Here is a 23,977-nt window from a genome sequence, read left to right as displayed (position 1 = left end):
ACACCAGCTCTCGCAGGCGCGCATCCTCGTCGGGAGTCACGTCATGATCTTGCCATGACGCCCGGCATCGGCGCATGACCTCCTGCGACGCTCCGCGGCGGATCACCCCCACGGCGCTCGTGCTCAGCGCTACCCTGAGGGAATCCACACAGGATTCTCTCAGAAAGGGTCCCCATGTCCGCACCACTCTCCGAAGCGAAATCGCTGTTCACGTCGATCCGCATCACCCTCGCCATCTCGGGCGTCGTCGCGCTCCTCGCCGGCATCGTGCTGCTCGTGTGGCCGGTGAAGTCCGCCGTCGTCGTCACCGCGATCTTCGCCGCCTATCTCGTCGTCGCGGGCCTCGTCTACATCGGCCTCGGCATCTTCTCCGGCGCACGCGGCGGATGGTCGCGCGTCGGGCACATCCTCCTCGGCCTCCTCTACATCGTCGCCGGCGTCATCGCATTCGCGAACCTCGGTGCCGCGGCGGCGGCTCTCGCCTTCGTCGTCGTCATCTTCATCGGCATCAGCTGGATCGTCGACGGCGTCGTGGCGCTGAGCCTCCTCGGTCAGGATGGATCGCGCGTGTGGACCCTCCTCTACGCGCTCCTCAGCATCGTGGCCGGAATCGTCGTACTGTTCTCGCCTCTGGTCGCCGGCTTCGCGTTCTGGCTGATCCTGGGCATCTCTCTCGTCGTCCTCGGTATCATCCAAATCGTCCGCGCGATCACTCTCGGAAAGGACGCGAAGGAGTTCACCTCGACCGTCCAGGAGGACGCCGCGCACTGACCTCCGCAACGCGGATCGGCCCCGTGCTCCACAGAGGAGCACGGGGCCGATCCGTGTTCTCGGGCCCTACCCGGCGACGAACGCGCTGACGTCGCCGACGAGGCGTGTGTTGTCGGCCGGCACGGGATCGATGGCCGCCTGTGCGACCTCGGCCGCGAACTCCGACACGTTGTAGAGCTTTCCGGCGGATTCACGACGCTCCGCGATCGCACCCGGGTTCGCGCGCTCGAGCAGCGTCGCGGTGATCGTGCCCTCGATCATGTCGCCGGAGACGACCGTGAACCCGATGCCCTTCTCGGCGAGACCGGGGATGAGCTCGCGCAGCGCATCCTCCCCGGCCCGCTTCGAGAGAGCGACCGGCTCGTACTCGGGCATGGTCGGGGTGGTGCGGATGAAGTGCGCCTGGTGGCTGGTCACGAACACGACGCGTGCGCCCTCGCCCAGAAGCGGCTCGGCGGCGCGAAGAACGTTCAGCTGCGCATCGCGGTTCAGGGTGAGCGCGTAGTCCTCGGCCATGCCGGACTCCATGCCGCCGGATGCGTTCAGCACGAGCACGTCGAGACGACCGTACTCGTTGGTGACGGCGTCGAACATCGCCGCGACAGACTCAGGGTCGGTCAGATCGGCGCCGACGACGAGCGCACGGCGTCCCAGCTCGCGCAGCTCACCGGCGAGCTTCTCGGCGCGCGGGGCCTTGTTGCGGAAGTTGATGACGACATCGGCCCCGGCCTCCGCCAGGTAGCGCACGGTGTCGGCGCCGATCCCCCGCGACGAGCCGGTGACAAGGGCGACCTTGCCGTCGAGAGATCCTGCGGGCAGAACAGCGGTCACGGTGACTCCTCATGGTGCGTGAAACGCCGCGATGACGCGGCAACTCAGACTATCAAGACCACCCCGCGCTGCCCGATACGGCGCCGGACACCGTGATAGGTTGACCGCGAAGGAGGCCGCATGGACACCGTCTCGACTTTCGTACAGTTCATCGACCAATGGGCCTGGATCGGCTGGCTGGTCCTGATCGCCGCGTTCCTCGTGATCGAGATGCTCACGCTCGATTTCACGTTCCTGATGCTCAGCTTCGGCAGCGCCATCGGATTGCTCACCGATCTGGTCGGCATCCCGGTCTGGGCGCAGGTGATCGTCGCCGCGGCGGCCGCAGCGCTGTTCATCCTCTTCCTCCGCCCGCCGCTGCTCCGGCGGCTGCGGCGGGGCGAGGACCCGACGAAGTCGAATGTCGACGCGCTCCTCGATCTCCGCGGAACCGCACTCCACGACATCACGCAGATCTCCGGACAGGTCAAGCTCAGCAACGGCGACACCTGGACCGCTCGCTCCGCCTCATCCGTACCGATTCCGCAGGGATCGCCGATCGCCGTCACGGCGATCAACGGCGCCACCGCCATCGTCCGACCCGTCAACGACTAGGAGACTCCGTGAACGACGCCTCGTTCATCCCCACCGCGATCCTCTGGATCCTCGCGATCGCGGTCATCATCTTCGTGGTGGTGACCGTCGCACGATCCATCCGCATCATCCCGCAGGCCACGGCCGGGGTCGTCGAGCGGCTCGGCCGCTATCACAAGACCCTCACCCCGGGACTGAACATCCTGGTTCCGTTCATCGATCGCCTCCGTCCGCTCATCGACATGCGCGAGCAGGTCGTCTCGTTCCCGCCGCAGCCCGTGATCACCGAGGACAACCTGGTCGTCTCCATCGACACGGTCGTCTACTTCCAGGTGACGGATGCCCGTGCCGCGACCTACGAGATCGCGAACTACCTCGGCGCCGTCGAGCAGCTCACGACCACGACGCTCCGTAACGTCGTCGGTGGCCTCAACCTCGAAGAGGCGCTCACGAGCCGCGACAACATCAACGGTCAGCTCCGTGTCGTCCTCGACGAGGCGACGGGCAAGTGGGGCATCCGCGTCGGCCGCGTCGAGCTGAAGGCGATCGATCCGCCCATCTCGATCCAGGACTCGATGGAGAAGCAGATGCGCGCTGAGCGTGACCGTCGCGCCGCGATCCTCACCGCCGAGGGAACGAAGCAGTCCGCAATTCTGGAGGCCGAGGGTTCCCGTCAGGCGGAGATCCTCCGCGCCGAGGGTGACAAGCAGGCAGCGGTGCTGCGTGCACAGGGTGAGGCCGAGGCCATTCAGAACGTCTTCACCGCGATCCACCAGGGCGCTCCTGACGACAAACTGCTCGCCTACCAGTACCTGCAGATGCTGCCGAAGATCAGTGAGGGGCAGTCCAACAAGCTGTGGATCATCCCGAGCGAGCTCACCGAGGCGCTGAAGGGCATCGGCAGTGCGTTCACTCCGAAGCCTGGACAGGCGCCGACTCCCCCGCCGGGCGTGTGACGCACCCCTACTTCGCGAAGGCACGGCACCCCCGAGTCCTCGCCCACCGCGGTCTCGTGACCTCGGCGGGCGAGGACTCCGGCGTGTGGGAGAACACCGCCGCCGCCTTCGCCGCCGCCCACGCCGCCGGTGCGGAGTACGTCGAGACCGACTGCCAGGTCACCGCCGACGGCGACGTGGTGCTCTTCCACGATGCGACACTCGAACGCCTGACCGGCGACCCGCGACTCGTCCGCGACGTACGTACCCGTGATCTCGTCCGGGTCTTCGCCGATCATGGCGGCCTGCTCACCGTCGCCGATGCTCTCGATCTGTTCCCCACGGTGCGCTTCAACATCGACGTGAAGACCGCCGCCGCCGCGGAACCGCTCGGCCCTCTCCTCGCCGAGCACACGCACCGGACGCTCGTGACGAGCTTCACGGACGCCCACCGGCGCGCCACGGTCGCCGCCGTGCTCGGCGCGGGAGCGTCTCTGCGCCCCGCCACCTCGGGCGGGAGCCGCACCATCGCCGCCGCGCGCGCTCTCTCCGCTCTCCACCTCTCCCCCGCTCGTGCTCTCCGCGACATCGACGCCCTGCAGATCCCCGAACGACAGGGACCGGTGAGGGTCCTCACCCCCGCACTGCTGCATGCGGCCCACGCACACGGCGTCGAGGTGCACGTGTGGACCGTGAACGAGCCAAAGGAGATGCGCCGGCTCGTCGCCCTCGGCGTCGACGGGATCGTCTCGGACCGTGCCGATCTCGCGCTCGACGCGCTTCCGCCCTCATAACCCTCGGCGCTGGGATTCCGCTGTGAATAAGGCCGAGAATCCGGGCGCGTGGATGAAGCGCACAGGCTGGAGCGTTATACCTGACAGCGACGAGAGGACCACACAATGGCAGATCGCAGCCTGCGCGGCATCCGACTCGGCGCCCAGAGCCTACAGAGCGAAGAAGGCGTCGTTTTCATGGAGCGCCGAGAGACCACCTACACCTGTGACGCATGCGGCCATGTCACGAACCTGATGTTCGCGGCCGATGCAGAGCCGCCCCAGACCTGGGAATGCCGCTCCTGCGGAGCCGACGCCCGGCTCAACGTCGACGGCCAGGCCGTCACGCTCGAAGCGACCGACGAGAAGGCCGCCCGTACCCACTGGGACATGCTGCTGGAGCGCCGCACGCGTGCCGAGCTCGAAGAGCTCCTCGAAGAGCGTCTCGCCTTCATCCGCGCCCGTCGTGGCGCCGGTGAAGACCCGACGCGGGAGAAGATCGGGGCCTAAGCCCTGCGGGCGCGCCACCACCCGAGAACGAGCGCGACCAGTCCGCCCCAGAGCAGGATCTGCTGCACCCAGGGGCCCAGCACCACACCAGCCGTGAGGCCGGAGCGGAGTTCGACATCCTCGAGCATCGCTCCGGCCTCATCTGCGTCCAGGCTCGTGACCGTCGACCCGTCGGGACGGATGATCTGGCTCGTTCCCACCGTCGACACGTTCACGACGCTGCGCCCCGTCTCGATCGCGCGCATCCGCGCGAACGCCAGCTGCTGCAGGTTCTCGTCGGTCCCGCGGAAGTCCGCGTTGTTGGTCTGGAAGACGAGCACCTCCGCGCCGCCGGCGACGCTCTCGTGGATCACGTCGTCGTAGATGACGTCGAAGCAGATCGCGAGGCCGACGAGCGTGCCGTCGACGTCCATCAGCGGCGGGTTGATACCGGGGGTGTACTCGCGCCCGATCAGACCGATCAGGTCGGGTGCCAGCGCGTTGTAGAACGCGCGGTCGGGAACGTACTCGCCGAAGGGTACCGGGTGACGTTTGTCGTGGAGCTGCTCCGCTCCCCCGGCATCCGTCCAGAGCATCGACGTGTTCCAGTACAGCTCATTGCGCGCGGTCGCGGCGTTCGCGAGAACCGGCGCGTCGATCCGGGTCGAGACGAGGGTGAGCTGACGCGCGAGCGTCTCGTTCTGGAAGGGATCGGCGTCGAGGCCGCCCTCCGGCCAGACGAGGAGGTCGACGTCCTCGCCGTAGAGCGGCTGGGTGGCATCGATCTGCGCGCGGACCACGGCGAACGGCGTGCGCTCGTCGAAGTACCCGGTCGGGCCGTTGCCCTGCACGGCGGCGATGCGCATCTCTCCCGCAGAAGCGGTCGGGAACTGCGGCGTCACGAGCAACACGATCGCGATGGCCGCGGGCACGACAAGGGGTAGCGGATGCCTCCACAGCCGCAATCGCACGGCCTCGATCAGCATCGCCACGACGAGCACCATCAGGAAGCCGAGGCCCCCGACGCCGAGCCAGGACGACACCGGCGCAAGCGGACTCTCCGCCTGGCTCATCCCGATGCGCGCCCACGGGAACCCGCCGTAGGGCCAGGAGCCGACGAACACCTCGCGGCCAACCCACAACGCCGCGACGACGAGCGGGAGCACCAGCATCCGCCCCCAGGTGCCGGGGAGGGCCCGAGGGATCCACCGGTACGCGAGAGCGATCGGAATGAGGGCGAGGGCCGTGAGACCGCCCTCGACGACGCTCAGGGCCGCCCACGGAATCGGGCCGAGATAGCGCGAGGTCCAGGAGACGAGGAGGGCGAAGAACAGGATGCCGTAGACGAGGCCGACCAGCAGAGCACCACCGGCTCGACGTCCGATCATCGACAGCAGCAGGAGCGCGGACGCGGGGAATGCGAGTACCCAGATCGCCGCGGCCGGGTAGGCGAGGTACATGAGCAGCGCCGCGGCGGCAGCCGCGATCGACGCCGCCCAGAGCGGCAGGAGCGGGCGCGGTCGAGTCGTGCGTTCAGACATGGCGACTCTGATCACATCGAGGAATAGGCGACGATACCGCGGCGCACTCCGTCGAGCGCCGTGCGAGCAGTCCGGGCGAGTGTCCCGTCTTCGGCGACGATCGACAGCTGATCGAGGAGATCGATGGTCTGCTTCGCCCAGCGGACGAAGTCGCCGGCGGCCATATCGGCATCCACGAGGACGCGGTCGAGCATCCCCCCGCGGGCCCACGAGTGCATCGCCCCGGCGAGACCCGCGGCGAGCGGCTCGGAGCCGGGAAGGTGGTGGTCCTGCTCGAGGTCGTCGAGAACCGCCCACAGGGCCGTCGTCTTCTCGTACGCGGCACGGAATGCACCGCGCGGCAGTCCGCGCTCGCCCGAGTTCGCCTCGTCGCGCCGGGGCTCGTAGACGAGGCAGCACGCCATCGCCGCGAGCGAGGGCGCATCGAGACCCGACCACAGGCCCTGGCGCAGCGACTCGGCGACGAGCAGGTCCCGCTCGCCGTAGATGCGCCGCATCGTGCGTCCGGCCTCTGTGAGGGTCATCTCGTCGCCGTCGGAGCGCAGATAGTCGAGCGTCTCGAGAACCTCGACGACACGGTCGAAGACGCGAGCCACGGTACCCGTGCGCGTCTCGATCTGACGACGGGTGCGGTCGGTCTGGCGCTTCAGCTTCCAGTACCGCTCCGCCCAGCGGGCGTGCGCCTCACGATCGGGGCACGCGTGACAGGGATGCCGCTGCATCCGCGTGCGCAACTGCTGGATGCGCTTCACCCGCTTGTCGCGGGCGGAGCGCGGTGCACCCGAGTCCTGCCGGTTCTTCTTCTCGAGATCGCTGAGCTCGCGGCGAATGGTGGAGTACTCGACGAAGTCGCCGTGCTCGCACGACATCGACTTCTCGTAGCCGGCGAGCGACGCCTCGGCCTCGCGCACCTGGCGCGCGAGGCCGACGACCGCGCGGTCGGCCTGGAACTGCGCGAACGACGACTCGAGGATCTGTCGGGCGCGCGGCTTTCCGAACAGATCGATCAGATTCACGGCCATGTTGTAGGTGGGCCGGAAGCTCGAGTTCAGGGGGTAGGTGCGTCGCGATGCGAGGGCGGCCACGGCCTGCGGATCCATGCCCTCGGTCCACTGCACCACCGCGTGGCCCTCGACATCGATTCCGCGGCGGCCGGCGCGGCCGGTGAGCTGGGTGTACTCCCCCGAGGTGATCGCCACTCGGGCCTCACCGTTGAACTTCTCCATCTTCTCGAGAACGACGGTGCGCGCCGGCATGTTGATGCCGAGCGCGAGCGTCTCGGTAGCGAACACGACCTTCACGAGCTTGCGCTGGTAGAGCTCTTCGACGACCTCCTTGAAGGCCGGCAGCAGTCCCGCGTGATGCGAGGCCACACCGCGCTCGAGGTTGTCGAGCCACTCCCAGTATCCGAGGACGCCGAGGTCCTCTTCCTGCAGGGTGCGGGTGCGCTCCTCGACGATCGCCCGGATCTCGGCGCGCTCCTCCTGCGAGGTCAGTCGCATCCCTGAACGACGCACCTGCGAGACGGCCGCGTCGCATCCGACCCGGCTGAAGATGAAGAAGATCGCGGGGAGAAGGTTCGCGCGCTCGAGGAGGTGAATGACCTCCGGGCGATCGATCCGCTCGATGCGGCGCGCATTCGACGGCCGCACCGGACGCTGGCCGCCGCGCGGGGGGCGTTTCGCCTGTCGGCCGGCGTGCCGGTTACTGGCGTAGGACTGCGCCCGTCGGTTGTTCTCGTAGTTCGAACCGGTGAACGAGCGGATACGCATCAGTTCCTGGTTCACCTGCGCCGTCGCGACGCCGGCCCGATCATCGAACAGCGGCAGCAGGTCGTCGCGCACGAGCACGTGCTGCTCCAACGGGACGGGTCGGACCTCCGAGACGATGACCTCGGTGTCACCACGCACCGTGTCGAGCCAGTCGCCGAACTCCTCGGCGTTCGACACCGTCGCGCTCAGGGAGACGAGCCGCACCTGCGACGGCAGGTGGATGATGACCTCTTCCCACACCGCCCCGCGGAATCGGTCGGCGAGGTAGTGCACCTCGTCCATCACGACGTAGCGGAGGTCGCGCAGCGCCGCGGAATCGGCGTAGATCATGTTGCGCAGCACTTCGGTGGTCATCACCACGATGCGCGCGTTGCCGTTGATGTTGGTGTCGCCGGTGAGGAGGCCGACCTCATCCGCGCCGTAGACATCGACGAGCTCGCGGAACTTCTGGTTCGAGAGTGCCTTCATCGGCGTCGTGTAGAACGCCTTGTCGCGGGGCGTCTGCATCGCGAGATGAATCGCGAACTCCCCCACGATCGTCTTTCCCGCCCCGGTAGGTGCGGCGACGAGCACGCTGTTCCCGCGCTCGAGCGCATGACAGCCCTCGATCTGGAACGGGTCGAGATCGAAACGCTGGTGGGCCGCGAACGCGGACGTCTCGGGATGCTCCGATGCCTGCCGGGCGGCGGCGTAACGCTCCGCCGGCGAACTCATGCGGCGTCCGGCAGGAGGCCGGCGGCCGCATCCTGCTTGCGCTTGCGCCGGTCGAAGAGCAGCGACAGACCGGCGGCCGCGAAGTACAGGACGATCAGGATGCCCGCGAGCATCAGCATGCTCACCACGTCGGCGGCCGGCGTCGCGAGGGCGGCGAACACGGTGGCGATGATGATCGCGACGCGCCATCCCTTGAGGATCGCCCGTCCCGACATGATGCCGGCGAAGTTCAGCGCCACGAGGAAGACCGGCAGCACGAAGGAGACGCCGATCACGAGCATCAGTTTGAAGATGAAATCGTAGTAGTCCTGAGCGGCGTAGAAGTTGGTGCCGCCCTCCGGCGTGAAGCTCCACATCAGCTCGATGATGTGCGGCATGATCATGACGCCGAGGTAGCACCCGCCGAGGAACAGCGGGACAGCGGCGGCGACGAAGCCGACCGTGTAGCGCACTTCCTTGCGTGTCAGGCCGGGCATGATGAACGCCCAGATCTGCCAGAGCCAGACCGGTGCCGAGGCGAAGAGGCCGATCGACAGGGCGATGCGCATGCGCATGTCGAACGCGGAGGTCACGGTCGAGAAGTTGAGGGCGCTGAAGTCGTCACCGCGCTTCTCGGTGATGAGACGGATCGGCTCGGTGATGAAGTGGATGATCGGATCCGCGACGATGAACGCCAGCACCATGCCGACGACCAGCGCGATGGCGGCGATCATCAGACGGCGACGCAGCTCCACGAGGTGCGCACCGAGCGACATCCGCCGGTCGCGGTCCGGCTTCGCCTTCGCGGCCGGGTCCATCACTGCCACGAGCGGTCAGGCGCGCGGCGGAGTCTCAGGTTCTGAGCCCGAGTTCTTCACCGTGGTCGGGTCCACCGCTGCGTTCTCGGCAGCAGCGGGACCGTCTTCTTCCTTCATCGCCTTCATCTCCCCCTTGAAGACGCGGGCCGACTGGCCGACGCTCTTCGCGAGGGCGGGCAGCTTTGCCGCGCCGAAAAGGAGGAGGATCACGGCGAGCACGATCAGGAGGTGCCACCCCTGCAGTCCAGCAAACATCTCTAGTTCCCGTCGTCGGTGGGCGATTCTGCCAGTCTACCCGGCTGTTCTGTGGATGGGCGGTGGTAGAGCGCGAGTCCCGCAGAAGCCCACTCACGGGTCGCCGCGCGGGCGATTCCGGGCTCGAGGACCTCGAGAGCGCCGCCGAACCGCGCGGCGATGCGCTTGATGCCGCGGGGATCGGCGAGGTGCAGACGCGCCGTGACCACGCCGTCGATGCTCTCGACCTCATCGGCCGACAGCAGGCCGCCGAGGAGAGGTGCGAGCCGCTCGGGAAGGCGGACGGTCACCTCTCGGTCGTCGGCGACCTCGGCGAACGCCTCGGGGACGTGCTCGCCGGCGTGAGTGATGGGGATGTCGGTCAGCTGCGGATCGCTCACCCGATCGAGATGGAACGTCCGCATCGCCTGACGCAGATGGCACCATCCCTGCAGGTACCACTGGCCGTTGGTGATCAGGATCTGCACCGGATCGACCGTGCGCGTGGTCGGCTGCGCGTCGGGTGCCTGGTACGTGAAGGAGATCGCACGGCCTTCCTGCACACCCCGGGACACCGCCTCGCGCACCTCGTCGACCGCCGTGGGGGCGATCACCACCTCGGCCGGAGCATCCGCTGCGCCGCGCGAGAGCTTCGAGATGAGACCTGCGACGAGTCCGGAGTCCGAGACCGCGGGAACCGCGGCGACCATCTGCAGCCCGGCGAGCAGCGCCGCGGCTTCGCGCGCCGTGAACCGCGGCACACGGCGCAGCGCGACATCGTTCGTGATCTCGATGACGTCTTCCTGGTCGAGCAGGTCCCAGTTGATGTCGAACAGTTCCTGCGGCTGCTGCCAGAAGCCGGACTCCCCGGGGAGGCCGATGACGGTCAGCTTCTCGACCATCGCGCGCATCTCGCGCAGGGTCACGCCGAACTCCGCGGAAGCTTCGGCCAGCGAGACCTGACCGTGCTCGAGGAGGTACGGCACGAGCGTCAGGTACACCCGCACACGATCGCCGGCGAGCAACGGCTTCTTCGTACTCATCGCCCCTCCTCCCGTTCGGCGTGCGCTTCGGCGACCGCGTGGAGCCGCGAGACCACGGCGTCGCGGAGCGCGTCCGGCTCGACCACCCGAACCTCGGGCCCGTACGACGCGAGCTCATCGGCGAGGATGTGCACGTCGACGAAAGGAACACGGATGCCCTGAACAGCCGGCACGGCACGCCGTCCCAGGCGGAGCGATGCCTCGGTGCCCGGCGTGATCTCGAGCAGGGCGGAATTCTGCGACGCCACCGTTTCGAGTCCGGCGAGAGCACGATCGCCCGCGCCCTCCCTCAGCGCCGTGTCGAAGCCCTGCGCGGTCACCGTCACGTCCCCGACGATCCGGCTGAGCAGGAAGGTGCGGTCGCCGGCGGCGTCGATGTCGATGCCGAACACGTGCCAGCGCGCCTCGTAGTCCACGAGCGCGAGCGGTTGCACCCGGCGGCGGCGGGGCGCGTCCTCCCCCGGCTTGAGGTAGTCGAAAGCGACGACCCGGCTCTTCTCGATCGCTTCTTGGAGCGGCCCGAAGGCGGCATCCCGTGCCGTGATGCGGGGCGCGAACCCGATGATCGGCTCGTCACCGTCGATACCGAGAGCGCGGATCTTCCGCACACCGGCCTGCGCGTCGCCCGACGCGGATTCCGCGCTCCACACGCTTCCGGCGAGGCGCAGCACGGCGAGCTCGGCGGGCGTGAAGTCGATATCGCTGGGCAGGTCGTACTCCGCCTGCGGAATCCGATAGCGAGCCTCGCGCAGATCGTTCGGATCTGCGGGGTCGCCGATGGTCTCCACCGGGACACCGAGCGAGCGGAGTTCGTCCTTGTCGCGCTCGAACATCTTCTCGAGGGCATCCGACCGCGTTCCGGCATCCGCGCGCTGGCGGTACCCGGAGACGTTGTCGAGGATCTGCTGCTTCGTGAGCCCGATCTCCGTCGCCATCAGGGCCACGACGAGATTCGTCAGGCGCTCCTCAGCGGGAATACGGGCGGCCATCAGGAGGTGGGGACCGTGATCGCGCCCAGGATGTCGACGACGTAGACGACGGCGGGTGCCGACTCGGATGCCGGCGTGACCACCAGCACCTGGGAACCGACGGGCTCGCCGACCAGCTCCTGCGCCACGGCGGGTGCCACCTGCTGCAGATCGGTGGAGACGGCGTTGCCCCAGGTCTGCGTCATGACCTTCCTGTCGCCCCAACCGAGGGACGTGTACTGGACGATCGGAACCTGATCGGCCCCGACCTCATCGCCCTCACCGCGGATGAGCGTCTGCGTGACGAGCTCGGAGGGCGCCGCAGACGCGGGGATGATGACGCCAGGGGTGCCGTCGGGCGCGCGGACGACCGTCGGCATGCCGCGGGCGTCGTTGAACTGCAGAGCCCCTTCGGCCTTCGGCAGGAGGACATCGATGGTGTCGACGACGAAGACCATCGTGTCGTCGGCGTCGAGGCCGAAGGCCTGCAGCGCCTCGGCCCCGGCGTCGTCTGCGGTCACGGCGACCACCGTGCGCGACCCTTGGGTCACGCACTTCAGCGCTTCTGCGAGAGCGGGGAAACGCGCGCCCTGGACGTCGAGGGTCGTCAAGGGCCCCTGGGTCGGGTCGTACGGAGTTCCGTCGATCTCTTCGCCCGTCTCTCCGCTGAAGAGCGTGAGCTCGTAGACGAAGGGCTGCTGGCCGTTCTGCACGGCACGGCCGTCTCCGACGACCACATCCGCCGCCGCGGAGGTCTCGACGTGCAACGGTGTGTAGATGCTCACGTCCGGCTTCGTGCCGAGGTCGCCCTCGACGGTCACCGCATCGGTGAGACCGGTCGAACCGCTGGAGCGGTCGCACGCGGCGCCATCGAAAGTCGGAGCAGCCGTGCACCCCGTCAGAGCGAGGACGGCGAGGCTGAGAGTGGCCAGAACGGCGGACGTTTTACGCACGCCCTCCAGTCTATTCGGTCGGGTGCTCCGATTCGCGCGATGCGGTCGCGATGCGCGCGCCCTCGGCGGCCCGAGCGGCCTCGCGCGCCCGCTTGCGCAAGTTCTTGTCAGTGATCTCACGATCTCCGACGGCACCAGGCGTCCACTGCTCCACGTCGTCGTCGCCGTAACTGGACTTCGACGCGCGGCGCTTGACCTGCGGAGCGATGGTTCCCGGCGCCAGGCGGCGCGCCGTGAGCAGGAAGCCGGTGTGCGCGACCATCCGGTGATCGGGACGCACCGCGAGGCCCTCGACGTGCCAGCCGCGCACCATGGTCTCCGAGGCATCCGGATCGGTGAACAGGCCGGTGTTGCGGATGTACTCCGCGACGCGCGAGAGCTGCGTGGCGGTCGCGATGTAGCAGAGCACCACTCCCCCGGGTGTGAGCGCGTCGGCGACGACGTCGATGCACTCCCACGGGGCCAGCATGTCGAGGACGACGCGATCGACGGACCCGGCGGGCAGTGCGGAGGGCAGCTGCTCGACGAGATCGCCGACGACGACGTCCCAGGTGTCGGGCTGCTCTCCGAAGAAGGTCGCGACGTTGCCGCGCGCCACCTCGGCGAAGTCCTCACGGCGCTCGAACGACACGAGCTTTCCCGCGGGACCCACGGCCCGGAGCAGCGAGAGCGACAGCGCCCCCGACCCCACTCCGGCCTCGACCACGGTCGCACCGGGGAAGACATCGGCCTGCATGACGATCTGCGCGGCGTCCTTCGGATACACGATCGCCGCCCCGCGGGGCATCGACATCGCGAAGTCCTTCAGCAGAGGGCGCAGCGCGAGGTACTCATGACCCGAGCTGTTCGCGGCCACCGAGCCGTCGGGAAGGCCGATGAGGTCGCGGTGGCGCAGCACGCCGTGGTGAGTGTGCAGCTCGCCGTCCTCGCGGAGGGTGACGGTGTGCAACCGGCCCTTGGGACCCGTGAGCTGAACCCGATCCCCCTCGCGGAACGGGCCGCTCGGACGGTGTGCCCCGGAGGCGGTCATCGGGTGGCTCCCGTCGTGGCGGAGTGTCGGTCGAGGAGTTCGACCAGGTCAGCGGCGGTGCGTCCGTCGAGCGTCGGCCAGAGCTCGTGGGCGCCGAGGTCGTCGAGCGGGACGATGTGCGGAACCCCGAGAGTCACGGCTCCCGAGGCGATCCCGGCACGGACGCCGGTCGGCGAGTCCTCGATCACGATCGCCTCGGCGATGTCGATGTCGAGCAGGGCCGCGGCCTGCAGGTACGGCTCGGGGTGCGGCTTCGGGTTGTCGACGTCGTCGCCGGCGACCACCAGATCGAACGCCGGGAAGTCGATCAGGTCGACGACGCTCAGCGCCATCCGGCGCAGCGACATCGTCACCAGTGCGGTCGTGACGCCCGCCTTCTTCAGGTCGAGGAGGAGTTCGCGCGCTCCCGGGCGGAAAGGCACGCCCTCGGTGCGCAGCAGGTTCTGCACCTCGTCGGTCAGGTGCGCGACGATCGCCTCCGCCTCCATGCGCACGCCCGCATTCTGCAGGATGATCGCGCTGTCGATCAGGCCGCTGCCGACCAGCTGCAGCGCGTCCTCGTGGGTCCACGTCCCACCGAAGGACTCGACGAGCCGGGTCTCGGCCGCCATCCAGTACGGCTCGGTGTCGACGACTGTTCCATCCATGTCCCAGAGGACCGCGCGGGGCTGTGTGCTCACCGAGCCATGTTATCCGGCGTGGGACCCGTCTTCCGCCGAGCGCGACTAGCCTGGGGAGACGGCATCGTCACTCGATCGAAAGGGGATCACGATGGATGTTCTCGGTTCACGCATCGTGATCGTCGCCTTCGACGGCTGGAACGACGCAGGCGAGGCGGCAAGTGGGGCCCTCGCCGCTCTGCGTGCGACGAGCGAGTACAACCTCGTGCACACCGTCGACCCCGAGCTCTACTTCGACTACCAGTACACGCGCCCGTCGACCCGGATGGACACCGAGGGCCGTCGCAGCCTGAAATGGCCCGAGGCGACCCTGTGGCGCCCCCGAGACGTCGGCGACGGGCCCGAGTTCTGGCTGCTCACCGGCGTCGAACCCGCCCGCACCTGGCAGTCGTTCGCCGCCGAGTTCATCGACGTCGCACTCCGCGACGACGTGAGCGGATTCATCCTGCTCGGCGCGATGCTCGCCGACGTGCCGCACTCCCGGCCGATCTCGATCTTCGCCGCCAGCCAGAACGAGCAGGTCCGCGAGGAGCTCGGACTCGAGAAATCGCTCTACGAAGGTCCCGTCGGGATCCTCAGCGTGATCGAGCACTATGCCGAGTCGGCCGGCATTCCGACCGCGACGCTCTGGGCGAGTGTGCCGCACTACGTCGCGAACGCGACCCCGTCGCCGAAGGTGACCCTTGCCCTGCTCGACCGCCTCGACGAACTCACCGGGGTGTCGGTGCCGCGCGACGCGCTGCGCACGGAAGCCGCCGCTTGGGAAGCCTCGATCGACGCGGCAGCGGCGGACGACGACGAGATGACCGAGTACATCCACCAGCTCGAGCGCACCCGCGACACGTGGGACTCGCCGGAGGCGTCCGGCGACGCGATCGCGCAGGAGTTCGAGAAGTACCTGCGGCGCCGCGGTGACGGCCCCGGCGACCACAAGCGCTGACCGGGCCGCGCGTCGGCCTCAGGCGGCGATGACTCCGGTGCCCAGGAGCACGAGGATCACCGAACCGAGCAGGATGCGGTAGATCACGAACGGCAGGAAGCTGCGCTTCGAGATCCAGCTCATGAAGAACGCGATCACGCCCAGAGCGACGACGAACGCGATGCCGGTGGCCGCCAGTGTGTCACCCAGCGAGAAGAACGCCGGCTCGTTCCAGCTCTTCGCGAGCTGGTAGAACCCGCTGCCGAAGACGGCGGGGATCGCCAGCAGGAACGCGTAGCGCGCCGCGGCCGCCCGCTCGTAGCCGAGGAAGAGTCCCATCGTGATCGTGCCGCCGGAGCGTGAGACACCGGGCACGAGAGCGAGGGCCTGGGCGACCCCGTAGGCGACGCCGTGCGGGTACGTGAGCTGGTTCAGCGTGCGCTTCTTCGCGCCGACGTGGTCGGCGATCCCCAGCAGGATGCCGAAGACGATGAGCATGATCGCGACCACCCAGAGCGAGCGGAACACGCTCTCGATCTGATCCTGGAAGAACAACCCCAGGATCACGATCGGGATGCTGCCGATGATGATCATCCAGCCCATCCGGGCGTCGGGATCCGTGCGCGGGGCCTTGCCGACCAACGACCGGAACCACTGCGTGATGATCCGGACGATGTCGCGCCAGAAGAACACCACGACGGCCGCCTCGGTTCCGATCTGCGTGATCGCCGTGAACGCCGCGCCGGGGTCCTCCCCCGAGGGCAGGAACGATCCGACGATGCGGAGGTGGGCGCTGGAGGAGATCGGCAGGAACTCGGTGAGCCCCTGGACGATGCCGAGGATGAGCGCTTCGAAGAGATGCATGGAGGGCCTTCAGGTCGACGACGGCACGGAGCCGGCGGGAGCGCTCAGTACGTGCGCAGCAGATCGGCCAGCACCCGCTGACCGAAGACAAGCGAGTCTACGGGCACACGCTCATCGACTCCGTGGAACATGCCTGTGAAATCGAGATCGGCGGGCAGGCGCAGCGGCGCGAAACCGTAGCCGGTGATCCCGAGTGTGGACAGCGCCTTGTTGTCTGTTCCGGCCCCGAGCAGGTACGGGATGACGGGAACACCGGGATCGTGCCGTCCGATGCTCGCGACCATCGCTTCGACGAGCTCGCCCTCGAACGGTGTCTCCATGCCGATGTCGCGAACGACGGTCTCGATCACGATGTCGTCGCCGACGATCTGCTGGAGCTCGGCCAGCACCTCGTCCTCGGTGCCGGGGATCACCCGCACGTCGATCAGCGCCTGGGCATGTTCGGGGATCACGTTGTGCTTGTATCCGGCGGTGAGGCCAGTGGGATTCGTCGTCGTGCGGAACGACGACCGCAGGAACGCCTCGGCGGGGCCGGCGGCGGATGCCAGCGCGTCCGGGTCCTCGGCGCTGCGCCCGGTGAGTGCCGCCAGCCCCTCGAGGAGCGCCGTGGTGGTGGGCGTGAGACGGATCGGCCAGCGCGTGCGACCGATCGCCGCCACGGCCTCGGCCAGCTTCGTGATCGCGTTGTCGTCGTGCAGGCGGCTGCCGTGACCGGCGCGCCCCTTCGCGACCAGACGGATCCAGATCAGCGCCTTCTCCCCCACCTGCAAGAGGTACGCGCGACGGTCGTCGACCGTGATCGAGTATCCGCCGACCTCACTGATCGCGGTTGCGGCGCCGGAGAACCATGCGGGGCGATCACGTACCACGAGTGCGGATCCCTCGACCCCACCGTTCTCCTCGTCGGCGAAGAATGCGAGCACGAGGTCACGAGCCGGCGTCTCACCCGCCCGCAGGATGTCGGCCACCGCCGTGAGGATCATCGCGTTCATGTTCTTCATGTCCACGGCACCGCGGCCCCACAGCATCCCGTCCTGCACGATTCCCGCGAAGGGATCGACCGTCCAGTCCTCCGCCATCGCCGGGACGACGTCGAGGTGTCCATGCACGACGAGAGCGGGCAGCGATCGGTCCCGACCCGGCACTCGCGCCATCACGTTGGTGCGACGCGGGATGGGCTCGTAGTACTCGACCTCGAGCCCGAGGTCGGTCAGGTACGCCCCCACGTACTCCGCCGCCTCGCGCTCCCCCTTCGCGTTGCCGCCGCCGAAGTTCGAGGTGTCGAAACGGATCAGCTCGCTCGCGATGCGCGCGACCTCGGGAAGAGAGGGTTCGGTCATGCGAACCAGGCTATCGAAGCCGCGTGCCACGCCCGGGCGTCGCGTTCGATTCGAGGCCGACCCCAGAAGGTGGTAATGTCATTTCTCGGTCGGCAACGATCATCCAAAACCTGCGCGGGTGGCGGAATGGTAGACGCGCTACGTTGAGGTCGTAGTGCCCGTAAGGGCGTGGGGGTTCAAGTCCCCCTCCGCGCACAGATGGCCCCGGTGGATCTCCAAGATCCACCGGGGCTTTTCGCTGCCCCTTCCGACCGCGCCGCCCGCGCGCGAACACGAACCCGCGCTGCGCCGTGAAGCCTGCGACGTACACGCCCGCGTCGACCAGGATCTTGGCCATGAGCACGGGGACGCCTGCACCGACGAGAAGCGCGACGCCGAGGTATCCGATCCCGAGCAGGACGAGGGCGAGCCCGGCGTACCGCACCAGCTGACGCCCGAGCGCGCCTCGTTCGGCAGCACGGAACACGACTGCTCGATTGAGCACGAAATTCACTGCGGCGCTCAACAGGCGTGCACCGATCATCGACGGCAGCAGCATCCCCGATGCGGCATACAGCAGCTGCAGCGCGACGACGTCGAGCACGAACGATCCGAACGAGACGAGGACGTACCGCAGGAGCGGTCGCAGGACCGCCAGCGAATCCCGGATCGGACGGAAGTGCGACGAGGAGTTGCCGTCGAGATAGACGGTCGCGATCTCGACCTCGCGGATCGGCACGCGCCGCCGCGCGAAGTCGATCAGCACGTTCATCTCCCAGGCGAACCGCTCGCCCGCGACCGCGAGAACTTCCGGGATGCGGGCGGCCGGGATGCCGCGCAGGCCCGTCTGGGTGTCGTGCACGCGCACTCCCCCGACCGCGCGGAAGAGCGCCCGGGAGACGGCGTTCCCGAACCGGCTGCGGAGAGGCACGTCGCCGGAGAACCGCCGACCGCCCAGAACCAGACCGTCGCTCTGCGCGAGCGTCACCGCGACCACCCCGATGTCGTCGGGCCGATGCTGCCCGTCACTGTCGGCGGTGACGACGTCCTCGCCCGGCCAGTGCCCGGCGATGTGCGCGAGTCCGCGCCGCAGTGCGCTCGCCTTGCCGGCGTTCTCCGGCCCGTACAGCACCTCGACACCGCGATCCTCGACGCGTCGGAACAACGGGGCGAAGGTCGGCCCACTCCCGTCGTCCACCACCAGCATCCGGTGGTGCGCGGCATCGAGGGCATCGACCAGCTCGACCATCCGCTCGTCCGGCTCGTACGCCGGGATCAGGACGATCACGAGCCGTTCCCCGCGATGTAGAGGATGTCGCTCGTGCCGCGCTCGCCGCCGTTGGAGGGCCGGTTCACGACCTCCCCGTCGAAGTACAGGGTGGACGATCCGCCGCCGTCGAGGTTGTATGCCGTCGTCGCCCCGAGCGACACCATGATGTCGGCGAGTTCGGTCATGGTGACCCCGCGGCTATACCCCTCGTCACGGCCGTCGACGACGACGAAGACGAGATGGTTGTCATCGATCACCCCCACGGCCGTGCGGGGCTGCTCGCCCTGGATCGAGTGGTTCCCGAAGTTCGTGTCGACCTCGACGTCCTCGATGCCGTCGACGACCGACCCGTCCGCCACGAGGGCCGGGCCGAAGGACAGGGTGTTCCACACGCCGTCGGCGACGAGCTCCTCGGCGGTCGTCGCGGTCTCGTCGTAGACCTCGACGCGCCCGTCCGCGTAGAACGCCAGCCCGTCGCGCGCGCCCTCGTCGCGGTAGACGACGCCGTTGCGGATGACGATGCCGGTGTCGCGGAACCCGTAGTAGTCGCCGTTGATCGCGAAGATCGCGTCGCTGGCCGCAGCGATGTCACTCGTCGTCTCGGTGATGTTCGTGCCATATGCGTCGCCGGCGAACGCGGAGCGCAGGGCCGTCGCATCCGTCAGCGTGACATCGGCGACGTAGTACGTGACGGTGTCGCTGCCGGTTCCGGCGGTGACGGTCGACAGCGCGATGTCGGCCTGATCGGAGGTGTACGAGGTGTCGGTCGTCTCGCCGTTCGTCGTCGTGGTGATCGCGTCGTCGGTCGTGCTCTGCGCCGCCTCGTACGAGGAGACATCGCTGATCGCGACGTGCTCGACGAGATAGCGGTCGGCGGCCCACACGCCTCCGCCGCCGAGCGCGAGAGAGGCGACGACGGCGGAGGCGATGAGCAGGCGCCGACGACGACGCGGGCGGGAAAAGGTGTCGTGTGCGGTGTCCATGCTCCAGGAGTACGGCGCGCCCTTATCGGGATGCTTTCCGGATGCTCGGCGATTCCGGTCCCCCGCCTATGGGTCTTCGATGCGCGCGGACATTCCTCATCTCCGCATAGGCGCGACATAGGAACCGCATAGCCCGACACGGCTAAATGATCGGACACGTTCCCCCACCGACCCCAGGAGTCCTCCATGGCCAGCCTCGTCATGATCGCCGCAGACCTCGTCGCCATCGCGATCCTCGCCCTCGGCATCTACTTCACCCGCCATCGCCGTCGCGACCTCCTCGTCGCTTTCGTCGGTGTCAACGTGGGCGTGCTCGCGGTGGCCGTCGTTCTCTCGGGAGCGACCGTCGCGTTGGGCCTCGGGCTGGGGCTGTTCGGCGTTCTGTCGATCATCCGGCTGCGCTCCTCCGAGATCTCGCAGCGCGAGGTCGCCTACTACTTCGCCTCACTCGCCCTCGGATTGATCGCGGGCCTCTCCACCGACGTCTCCCCGACGGCGCTCGGACTGATGGCGCTCATCATCGTCGCGCTGTACGTCGCCGACCACCCGCGGATCCTCGCGCGATCGCGCAACCTCACGGTCTCCGTGGACCGCGCATACACCGACGAGCGGGCGCTCACCGCGCACCTCGAGCGCGTTCTCGACGGTCCCGTGACGCAGCTGTCGGTGCTGCAGATCGATCTCGTCAACGACACGACCCTGGTCGATGTGCGCTACCGCGCGTCCGTCTCCGCCGAGGTCGGTACCGCACTGAGCGCGAGCCGGCGATGACTCCCCCGACGCTCGAGCCCATCGGGCTGGACGAGCTCATGGCCGAAGCCGCCCTGCTCACCCGCGTCGATCGGAAGTACGTGCTCTCCCGGGGCGAGGCCGAGAGCGTGCTGGCGGCGCTCCAGCCCCGAACCCGGGTGCTGACGATCGACGGCCGCACGGCGTTCGCGTACGAGTCGCACTATTTCGACACCCCCGAGCTGCTCAGCTATCGGATGGCCGCGCTCGGTCGTCGACGCCGTTTCAAGCTCCGCACTCGCAGTTACGTCGACTCCACCGACGCCTTCCTCGAGTTGAAGACGCGGGGAGCCCGGAGCACCACGGTCAAGGAGCGAATCGAGTACGACTTCGACGCCCGCGATGCGCTGACGCCCGAAGGCCTCGAGTACGCCTCCGACGGCCTCCGCCCGCTCGGGCTCCCCCGAGCATCCGAACTCGGGCTGCAGGCGACCCTCGCAACCCGTTATCGACGCACGACGCTTCTGGCGCCCGACGGCGGCGGTCGCGCGACCGTGGACACCGGGCTCGCCTGGGAGCTGGCCGACGGAACACGCCTGCGCACTCCCGGTCTCGTGATCATCGAGACGAAGTCCGGGTTGCGCACCGGTGACCTCGACCGGCTCCTCTGGCGCCACGGCATCCGCCCGTCGAGCATCAGCAAGTACGGCACCGGACTCGCTGCGATGCGCCCCGACCTCCCCTCGAACAAGTGGACGCGCGTGCTCCGGCGCAGCGTCCTTCCCACGGCGACCGCCGCCTGACCCGCGAAAGAGAGTGACCACCATGAACACGAAGAACCGAATCCTGCTCGCCGCAGCTCCCTTCGCCCTCGCCGGCGTCGTGCTCGCGGGCTGCTCCGCGACGACCGCCACCTCGGGCTCGTCAGCGACCACCGAGACCGCAGCGGCCGTCCAGGACGTCGATGCGACGTTGACGGCGGAGCAGGTTTTCGCCGACAACGAGGACGCGACGACGGTAGATGCCGAGGAGGCCAGCGGCTCAGCGGCGTCCGTCACGCTGAGCGGCGATACGGCGACGGTCGACGGCGACGGCGTCACCGTCGACGGCTCGACGGTCACGATCACCGCCGGTGGCACCTACACCCTCACCGGAACGCTCGAGGGTTCGGTCGTCGTCGACGCCCCCGAGGATGCGGTCGTGGCGATCACGCTCGACGACGTGGCGATCTCGAACACCGCGGGCTCGGCGCTCTCGGTGTTCAGCGCCGACGATGTCGCGATCGTGCTGGCCGACGGCAGCACCAACAGCCTGTCGGACGCCGCGTCGTACGCCGACGATGCGGAGGCGAACGCCGCCCTCTACAGCGACGCGGACCTCACGATCAGCGGCGGCGGATCGCTGGCGGTCACGGGCAACGGAAACGACGGAATCACCAGCAAGGACGACCTCAAGATCCTCGGCGGCACCCTCACGGTCACGGCTGCGGACGACGGACTGCGTGGGAAGGACTCGCTCACGATCGAGGGCGGCACGATCAGCGTGACGGCCGGCGGCGACGGGCTCACGAGCGATCAGACCGACGACGAGGCCCAGGGCTACCTCTGGGTGTCCGGCGGCGAGATCGAGGTGACGAGTACGGGAGACGGGCTCTCGGCGGCCACCGATGTCGTGGTCACCGGCGGAGAGATCGCCGTGTCGAGCGGCGGCGGATCCACCCGCACGCCGAGCGAGGACGTCTCCTCGAAAGCGCTCAAGGGCGGCGTGTACGTCGTCATCGAAGGAGGAACGATCGACGCGGATGCCGCGGACGATGCCGTGCACTCGAACGGGGCGGTGCACGTCAACGCGGGAACCCTCACGCTCGCCACGGGTGACGACGGCATCCACGCCGACGTCGCGCTGTACATCGACGGCGGCGAGACCGACGTCACGCGCTCCTACGAGGGGCTCGAGAGCGCGCAGATCACGATCGACGCGGGAACGGTCTTCGTGACGGCCTCCGACGATGGGCTCAACGCATCGTCCGGGAGCGGCGAGAGCATGCAGGACAGCGGCGAGATGATCACGATCAACGGCGGTGACGTCACGGTCGACGCCGAGGGAGACGGGTTCGACTCGAACGGCTCCGCGACGATGACGGGTGGCACCCTTACGATCTGGGGCCCGACCGGGAACGGGAACGGCGCGATCGACGTGAACGGCACCTTCGACATCTCCGACGGCACGCTTCTCGCCGCCGGCAGTGCCGGTATGGCCATGGCTCCGACCACGGACTCCGCCCAGGGGTGGGTCTTCGCCTCGGTCTCGGGCACGGCGGGTTCGACCGTGCAGATCGTCTCGGACGGAACCGTCGTGGCCGAATACACCGCAGACAAAGCCTTCGCGACGGTCGTCTACTCGGGCAACGGAATCGTGAGCGGCGACGAGTACGACGTGGTCGTCGACGGCGTCACGACCACGGTGACGGCCGGAGAGGGCGGCACGAGCGGGATGGGCGGTCAGCCCGGAGGTGGCCAAGGCGGCGGGATGCCCGGTGGCAGCGCTCCCGCCCGCGACGGTCAGGGCGAGGGCGACGCGTCCTGACCGTACCGACGCGGAGGCGTCCTAGACCGCGCCGACGCCGAACAGGAGCCCGAGGAGGTACGTGATCGCCGCGGCACCGAAACCGATCGCCAACTGGCGGAGGGCGCGGCGCAGCGGCGGTCCTCCCGAGAGGATGCCGACCATGGCACCGGTGCTCAGGAGCGCGATCCCGACCAGGACGAGTGCGACGATCACGGCGGCGGCACCCTGGAGGCCGAAGATCCACGGGAGCACCGGGATGATCGCGCCGGAGGCGAACAGGAGGAAGCTCGAGATCGCGGCCGTCCAGTCGCTGCCCACGACCTCGTTCACGTCACCGTGGGTGCGGATCGGCCCGGTCGCGGTGCGTCGCACTCCGGCCTGTGCCGCGGCGACGATGCGTCGCGCCTTCTCGAGTGCCTCCTCGGGTTCTGCACCCCGGGCGCGGTACACGAGGGCGAGCTCGTTCTCGTCGATGTCGAGATCATGGGCGGATGCCGCGGCGTCCTCGTTCGCCTCGGTCGCTGCGAGGAGCTCGCGCTGGGAGCGGACGGATACGAACTCCCCCGCTCCCATCGACAACGCGCCGGCGAGGAGGCCGGCGATGCCGCTGAAGAGCACGAATCCCGAGCTGACTCCCGTCGCTCCGATGCCCAGAACGAGGGCGAGGTTGCTGACGAGTCCATCATTCGCCCCGAACACCGCCGCACGGAACGAACCGGACAGGCGGCGCCGGCCGCGCGCAGCGAGACCGCGCACAACCTCATAGTGCACCTTCTCGTCGGCGCGCATGGCGGGGGTCGCGTACTGCTCGGCGTCATAGGGAGACCGCGCCTCGGCGCTCTGCGCGAGGGCGAGGACGAAGATCGATCCGAAGCGTCCGGCCATCCATCCCAGAAGCCGGGAGCGGACGCCGGCACGGGGCAGTCGGGCGGGTTCCTCGCCGAGCAGATCCAACCAGTGCTGCTTATGACGGCGCTCGGCATCGGCGAGACGGAGCAGGATGTCGCGCTCCTCGCCCGTCCGGCGCGCCGCGAGACGCTGGTAGACCGTTCCCTCGGCACGCTCCTCGACGAGATAGCGCGCCCAGCGGCGACGGTCGGCGGCCGTGGGCTCGGGGGCGAGCGGGGCGGTCATGTCTGACTCCTCGGATGCGTGGACAACCGTTCCACGGTATCCGCGACGAAGCCCCGACAAGCAGTGGACGCCGGGATTGCCAGCATT

Annotated in this window: 23 protein-coding genes, 1 tRNA gene and 1 pseudogene; 10 read left to right on the top strand and 15 right to left on the bottom strand. The window is 68.6% G+C overall.

Annotated elements, in window-relative coordinates:
• The first annotated feature begins 174 nt into the window (after nt 1–174).
• Nucleotides 175–771 (top strand): HdeD family acid-resistance protein, encoded by a 597-nt coding sequence (locus ACFY9N_RS08160; protein ID WP_391477951.1) that lies wholly within the window; start codon nt 175–177, stop codon nt 769–771.
• Between the two features lie 66 nt (nt 772–837).
• On the opposite strand, the gene ACFY9N_RS08155 is transcribed toward ACFY9N_RS08160, so the two are convergent.
• Entirely contained in the window at nt 838–1,602 is a 765-nt protein-coding gene (locus tag ACFY9N_RS08155) for an SDR family oxidoreductase (RefSeq protein WP_391477949.1), read from the bottom strand.
• Nucleotides 1,603–1,722: 120 nt separating this feature from the next.
• Between ACFY9N_RS08155 and ACFY9N_RS08150 the strand changes: the two genes are divergently transcribed.
• The 4 genes from ACFY9N_RS08150 (at nt 1,723) to ACFY9N_RS08135 (ending at nt 4,393) form a co-directional block, all read left to right on the top strand.
• The gene (locus tag ACFY9N_RS08150) at nt 1,723–2,196 is read left to right on the top strand and encodes an NfeD family protein (protein WP_391477948.1); all 474 of its coding nucleotides are present in this window, start codon (nt 1,723–1,725) and stop codon (nt 2,194–2,196) included.
• A gap of 8 nt (nt 2,197–2,204) precedes the next feature.
• Complete coding sequence (locus ACFY9N_RS08145; protein WP_391477947.1) at nt 2,205–3,131, top strand: SPFH domain-containing protein; 927 nt, start codon at nt 2,205–2,207, stop codon at nt 3,129–3,131.
• Entirely contained in the window at nt 3,128–3,904 is a 777-nt protein-coding gene (locus tag ACFY9N_RS08140) for a glycerophosphodiester phosphodiesterase family protein (RefSeq protein WP_391477945.1), read from the top strand. The genes ACFY9N_RS08145 and ACFY9N_RS08140 overlap by 4 nt, the downstream gene beginning before the upstream one ends.
• A gap of 105 nt (nt 3,905–4,009) precedes the next feature.
• On the top strand, nt 4,010–4,393 hold the full coding sequence (locus tag ACFY9N_RS08135) for an RNA polymerase-binding protein RbpA (RefSeq protein ID WP_391477944.1): 384 nt from the start codon (nt 4,010–4,012) through the stop codon (nt 4,391–4,393).
• On the opposite strand, the gene lnt is transcribed toward ACFY9N_RS08135, so the two are convergent.
• From lnt to ACFY9N_RS08090, 9 genes are read right to left on the bottom strand one after another with little or no spacing between them, the layout of a single operon-like run.
• Nucleotides 4,390–5,913 carry an apolipoprotein N-acyltransferase gene (gene lnt / locus ACFY9N_RS08130; RefSeq protein WP_391477943.1) on the bottom strand — a complete coding sequence of 508 codons (1,524 nt, stop codon included), beginning with the start codon at nt 5,911–5,913 and terminating at the stop codon, nt 4,390–4,392. The genes ACFY9N_RS08135 and lnt overlap by 4 nt on opposite strands.
• 11 nt (nt 5,914–5,924) lie before the next feature.
• Nucleotides 5,925–8,399 (bottom strand): DEAD/DEAH box helicase, encoded by a 2,475-nt coding sequence (locus ACFY9N_RS08125; protein ID WP_391477942.1) that lies wholly within the window; start codon nt 8,397–8,399, stop codon nt 5,925–5,927.
• The gene (gene tatC, locus ACFY9N_RS08120) at nt 8,396–9,154 is read right to left on the bottom strand and encodes a twin-arginine translocase subunit TatC (protein WP_247633975.1); all 759 of its coding nucleotides are present in this window, start codon (nt 9,152–9,154) and stop codon (nt 8,396–8,398) included. The genes ACFY9N_RS08125 and tatC overlap by 4 nt, the downstream gene beginning before the upstream one ends.
• 57 nt (nt 9,155–9,211) lie before the next feature.
• Nucleotides 9,212–9,451 (bottom strand): twin-arginine translocase TatA/TatE family subunit, encoded by a 240-nt coding sequence (gene tatA, locus ACFY9N_RS08115; protein WP_247622496.1) that lies wholly within the window; start codon nt 9,449–9,451, stop codon nt 9,212–9,214.
• A gap of 2 nt (nt 9,452–9,453) precedes the next feature.
• Entirely contained in the window at nt 9,454–10,473 is a 1,020-nt protein-coding gene (locus ACFY9N_RS08110) for a helix-turn-helix transcriptional regulator (RefSeq protein ID WP_391477941.1), read from the bottom strand.
• Entirely contained in the window at nt 10,470–11,462 is a 993-nt protein-coding gene (locus ACFY9N_RS08105) for a helix-turn-helix transcriptional regulator (protein WP_391477940.1), read from the bottom strand. The genes ACFY9N_RS08110 and ACFY9N_RS08105 overlap by 4 nt, the downstream gene beginning before the upstream one ends.
• Nucleotides 11,462–12,394 carry a hypothetical protein gene (locus ACFY9N_RS08100; protein ID WP_391477938.1) on the bottom strand — a complete coding sequence of 311 codons (933 nt, stop codon included), beginning with the start codon at nt 12,392–12,394 and terminating at the stop codon, nt 11,462–11,464. Before ACFY9N_RS08100 ends, ACFY9N_RS08105 begins: the two co-directional genes overlap by 1 nt.
• A 10-nt stretch (nt 12,395–12,404) precedes the next feature.
• The gene (locus ACFY9N_RS08095) at nt 12,405–13,424 is read right to left on the bottom strand and encodes a tRNA (adenine-N1)-methyltransferase (protein ID WP_391477937.1); all 1,020 of its coding nucleotides are present in this window, start codon (nt 13,422–13,424) and stop codon (nt 12,405–12,407) included.
• Nucleotides 13,421–14,104 carry an HAD family hydrolase gene (locus tag ACFY9N_RS08090; protein WP_391477936.1) on the bottom strand — a complete coding sequence of 228 codons (684 nt, stop codon included), beginning with the start codon at nt 14,102–14,104 and terminating at the stop codon, nt 13,421–13,423. Before ACFY9N_RS08090 ends, ACFY9N_RS08095 begins: the two co-directional genes overlap by 4 nt.
• Nucleotides 14,105–14,195: 91 nt before the next feature.
• Here ACFY9N_RS08090 and ACFY9N_RS08085 point away from each other — a divergent pair, with 91 nt between their 5' ends.
• Nucleotides 14,196–15,044, top strand: a complete 849-nt coding sequence (locus tag ACFY9N_RS08085; RefSeq protein ID WP_391477934.1) for a PAC2 family protein — start codon at nt 14,196–14,198, stop codon at nt 15,042–15,044.
• A gap of 18 nt (nt 15,045–15,062) precedes the next feature.
• On the opposite strand, the gene ACFY9N_RS08080 is transcribed toward ACFY9N_RS08085, so the two are convergent.
• Both ACFY9N_RS08080 and ACFY9N_RS08075 read right to left on the bottom strand, forming a co-directional pair.
• Nucleotides 15,063–15,887, bottom strand: coding sequence for an undecaprenyl-diphosphate phosphatase (locus ACFY9N_RS08080; RefSeq protein ID WP_391477933.1), 825 nt, complete (start codon nt 15,885–15,887; stop codon nt 15,063–15,065).
• 44 nt (nt 15,888–15,931) lie between these two features.
• Nucleotides 15,932–17,227, bottom strand: a complete 1,296-nt coding sequence (locus ACFY9N_RS08075; protein WP_391477931.1) for a M20/M25/M40 family metallo-hydrolase — start codon at nt 17,225–17,227, stop codon at nt 15,932–15,934.
• Nucleotides 17,228–17,339: 112 nt separating this feature from the next.
• Here ACFY9N_RS08075 and ACFY9N_RS08070 point away from each other — a divergent pair.
• A tRNA-Leu gene (locus tag ACFY9N_RS08070) sits at nt 17,340–17,422 on the top strand.
• 133 nt (nt 17,423–17,555) lie between these two features.
• Here ACFY9N_RS08070 and ACFY9N_RS08065 read toward each other — a convergent pair.
• Nucleotides 17,556–18,455 (bottom strand): annotated as a pseudogene (locus tag ACFY9N_RS08065) (glycosyltransferase); the annotation flags it as partial.
• Nucleotides 18,456–18,490: 35 nt separating this feature from the next.
• Entirely contained in the window at nt 18,491–19,459 is a 969-nt protein-coding gene (locus ACFY9N_RS08060; protein ID WP_391477930.1) for a phosphodiester glycosidase family protein, read from the bottom strand.
• A gap of 186 nt (nt 19,460–19,645) precedes the next feature.
• Here ACFY9N_RS08060 and ACFY9N_RS08055 point away from each other — a divergent pair, with 186 nt between their 5' ends.
• From ACFY9N_RS08055 to ACFY9N_RS08045, 3 genes are read left to right on the top strand one after another with little or no spacing between them, the layout of a single operon-like run.
• Nucleotides 19,646–20,230, top strand: a complete 585-nt coding sequence (locus ACFY9N_RS08055; RefSeq protein WP_391477928.1) for a DUF4956 domain-containing protein — start codon at nt 19,646–19,648, stop codon at nt 20,228–20,230.
• Nucleotides 20,227–20,991, top strand: a complete 765-nt coding sequence (locus tag ACFY9N_RS08050) for a polyphosphate polymerase domain-containing protein (RefSeq protein WP_391477927.1) — start codon at nt 20,227–20,229, stop codon at nt 20,989–20,991. The genes ACFY9N_RS08055 and ACFY9N_RS08050 overlap by 4 nt, the downstream gene beginning before the upstream one ends.
• Nucleotides 20,992–21,013: 22 nt before the next feature.
• Nucleotides 21,014–22,774: a carbohydrate-binding domain-containing protein gene (locus ACFY9N_RS08045; RefSeq protein WP_391477926.1), complete on the top strand. Its 1,761-nt coding sequence runs from the start codon at nt 21,014–21,016 to the stop codon at nt 22,772–22,774.
• A 21-nt stretch (nt 22,775–22,795) separates the two neighbouring features.
• Here the strand turns inward: ACFY9N_RS08045 and ACFY9N_RS08040 are convergent, their stop codons facing one another.
• Entirely contained in the window at nt 22,796–23,890 is a 1,095-nt protein-coding gene (locus tag ACFY9N_RS08040; protein ID WP_391477924.1) for a VIT1/CCC1 family protein, read from the bottom strand.
• Nucleotides 23,891–23,977: the final 87 nt, after the last annotated feature.

It is taken from the genome of Microbacterium sp. NPDC008134, from assembly GCF_042957055.1.
GTDB lineage: Bacteria > Actinomycetota > Actinomycetes > Actinomycetales > Microbacteriaceae > Microbacterium.
Note: the sequence above shows the minus strand (reverse complement) of the source record. Positions and strands in the feature narration are given on the sequence as shown.

Excerpts from the sequence above, each read along its gene's own strand:
- ACFY9N_RS08160 (WP_391477951.1), top strand. The coding sequence starts at position 175 with ATGTCCGCACCACTCTCCGAAGCGAAATCGCTGTTCACGTCGATCCGC.
- ACFY9N_RS08150 (WP_391477948.1), top strand. The coding sequence starts at position 1,723 with ATGGACACCGTCTCGACTTTCGTACAGTTCATCGACCAATGGGCCTGG.
- ACFY9N_RS08135 (WP_391477944.1), top strand. The coding sequence starts at position 4,010 with ATGGCAGATCGCAGCCTGCGCGGCATCCGACTCGGCGCCCAGAGCCTA.
- lnt (WP_391477943.1), bottom strand. The coding sequence starts at position 5,913 with ATGTCTGAACGCACGACTCGACCGCGCCCGCTCCTGCCGCTCTGGGCG.
- ACFY9N_RS08125 (WP_391477942.1), bottom strand. The coding sequence starts at position 8,399 with ATGAGTTCGCCGGCGGAGCGTTACGCCGCCGCCCGGCAGGCATCGGAG.
- tatC (WP_247633975.1), bottom strand. The coding sequence starts at position 9,154 with ATGTCGCTCGGTGCGCACCTCGTGGAGCTGCGTCGCCGTCTGATGATC.
- tatA (WP_247622496.1), bottom strand. The coding sequence starts at position 9,451 with ATGTTTGCTGGACTGCAGGGGTGGCACCTCCTGATCGTGCTCGCCGTG.
- ACFY9N_RS08110 (WP_391477941.1), bottom strand. The coding sequence starts at position 10,473 with ATGAGTACGAAGAAGCCGTTGCTCGCCGGCGATCGTGTGCGGGTGTAC.
- ACFY9N_RS08105 (WP_391477940.1), bottom strand. The coding sequence starts at position 11,462 with ATGGCCGCCCGTATTCCCGCTGAGGAGCGCCTGACGAATCTCGTCGTG.
- ACFY9N_RS08095 (WP_391477937.1), bottom strand. The coding sequence starts at position 13,424 with ATGACCGCCTCCGGGGCACACCGTCCGAGCGGCCCGTTCCGCGAGGGG.
- ACFY9N_RS08085 (WP_391477934.1), top strand. The coding sequence starts at position 14,196 with ATGGATGTTCTCGGTTCACGCATCGTGATCGTCGCCTTCGACGGCTGG.
- ACFY9N_RS08080 (WP_391477933.1), bottom strand. The coding sequence starts at position 15,887 with ATGCATCTCTTCGAAGCGCTCATCCTCGGCATCGTCCAGGGGCTCACC.
- ACFY9N_RS08075 (WP_391477931.1), bottom strand. The coding sequence starts at position 17,227 with ATGACCGAACCCTCTCTTCCCGAGGTCGCGCGCATCGCGAGCGAGCTG.
- ACFY9N_RS08060 (WP_391477930.1), bottom strand. The coding sequence starts at position 19,459 with ATGGACACCGCACACGACACCTTTTCCCGCCCGCGTCGTCGTCGGCGC.
- ACFY9N_RS08055 (WP_391477928.1), top strand. The coding sequence starts at position 19,646 with ATGGCCAGCCTCGTCATGATCGCCGCAGACCTCGTCGCCATCGCGATC.
- ACFY9N_RS08050 (WP_391477927.1), top strand. The coding sequence starts at position 20,227 with ATGACTCCCCCGACGCTCGAGCCCATCGGGCTGGACGAGCTCATGGCC.
- ACFY9N_RS08045 (WP_391477926.1), top strand. The coding sequence starts at position 21,014 with ATGAACACGAAGAACCGAATCCTGCTCGCCGCAGCTCCCTTCGCCCTC.
- ACFY9N_RS08040 (WP_391477924.1), bottom strand. The coding sequence starts at position 23,890 with ATGACCGCCCCGCTCGCCCCCGAGCCCACGGCCGCCGACCGTCGCCGC.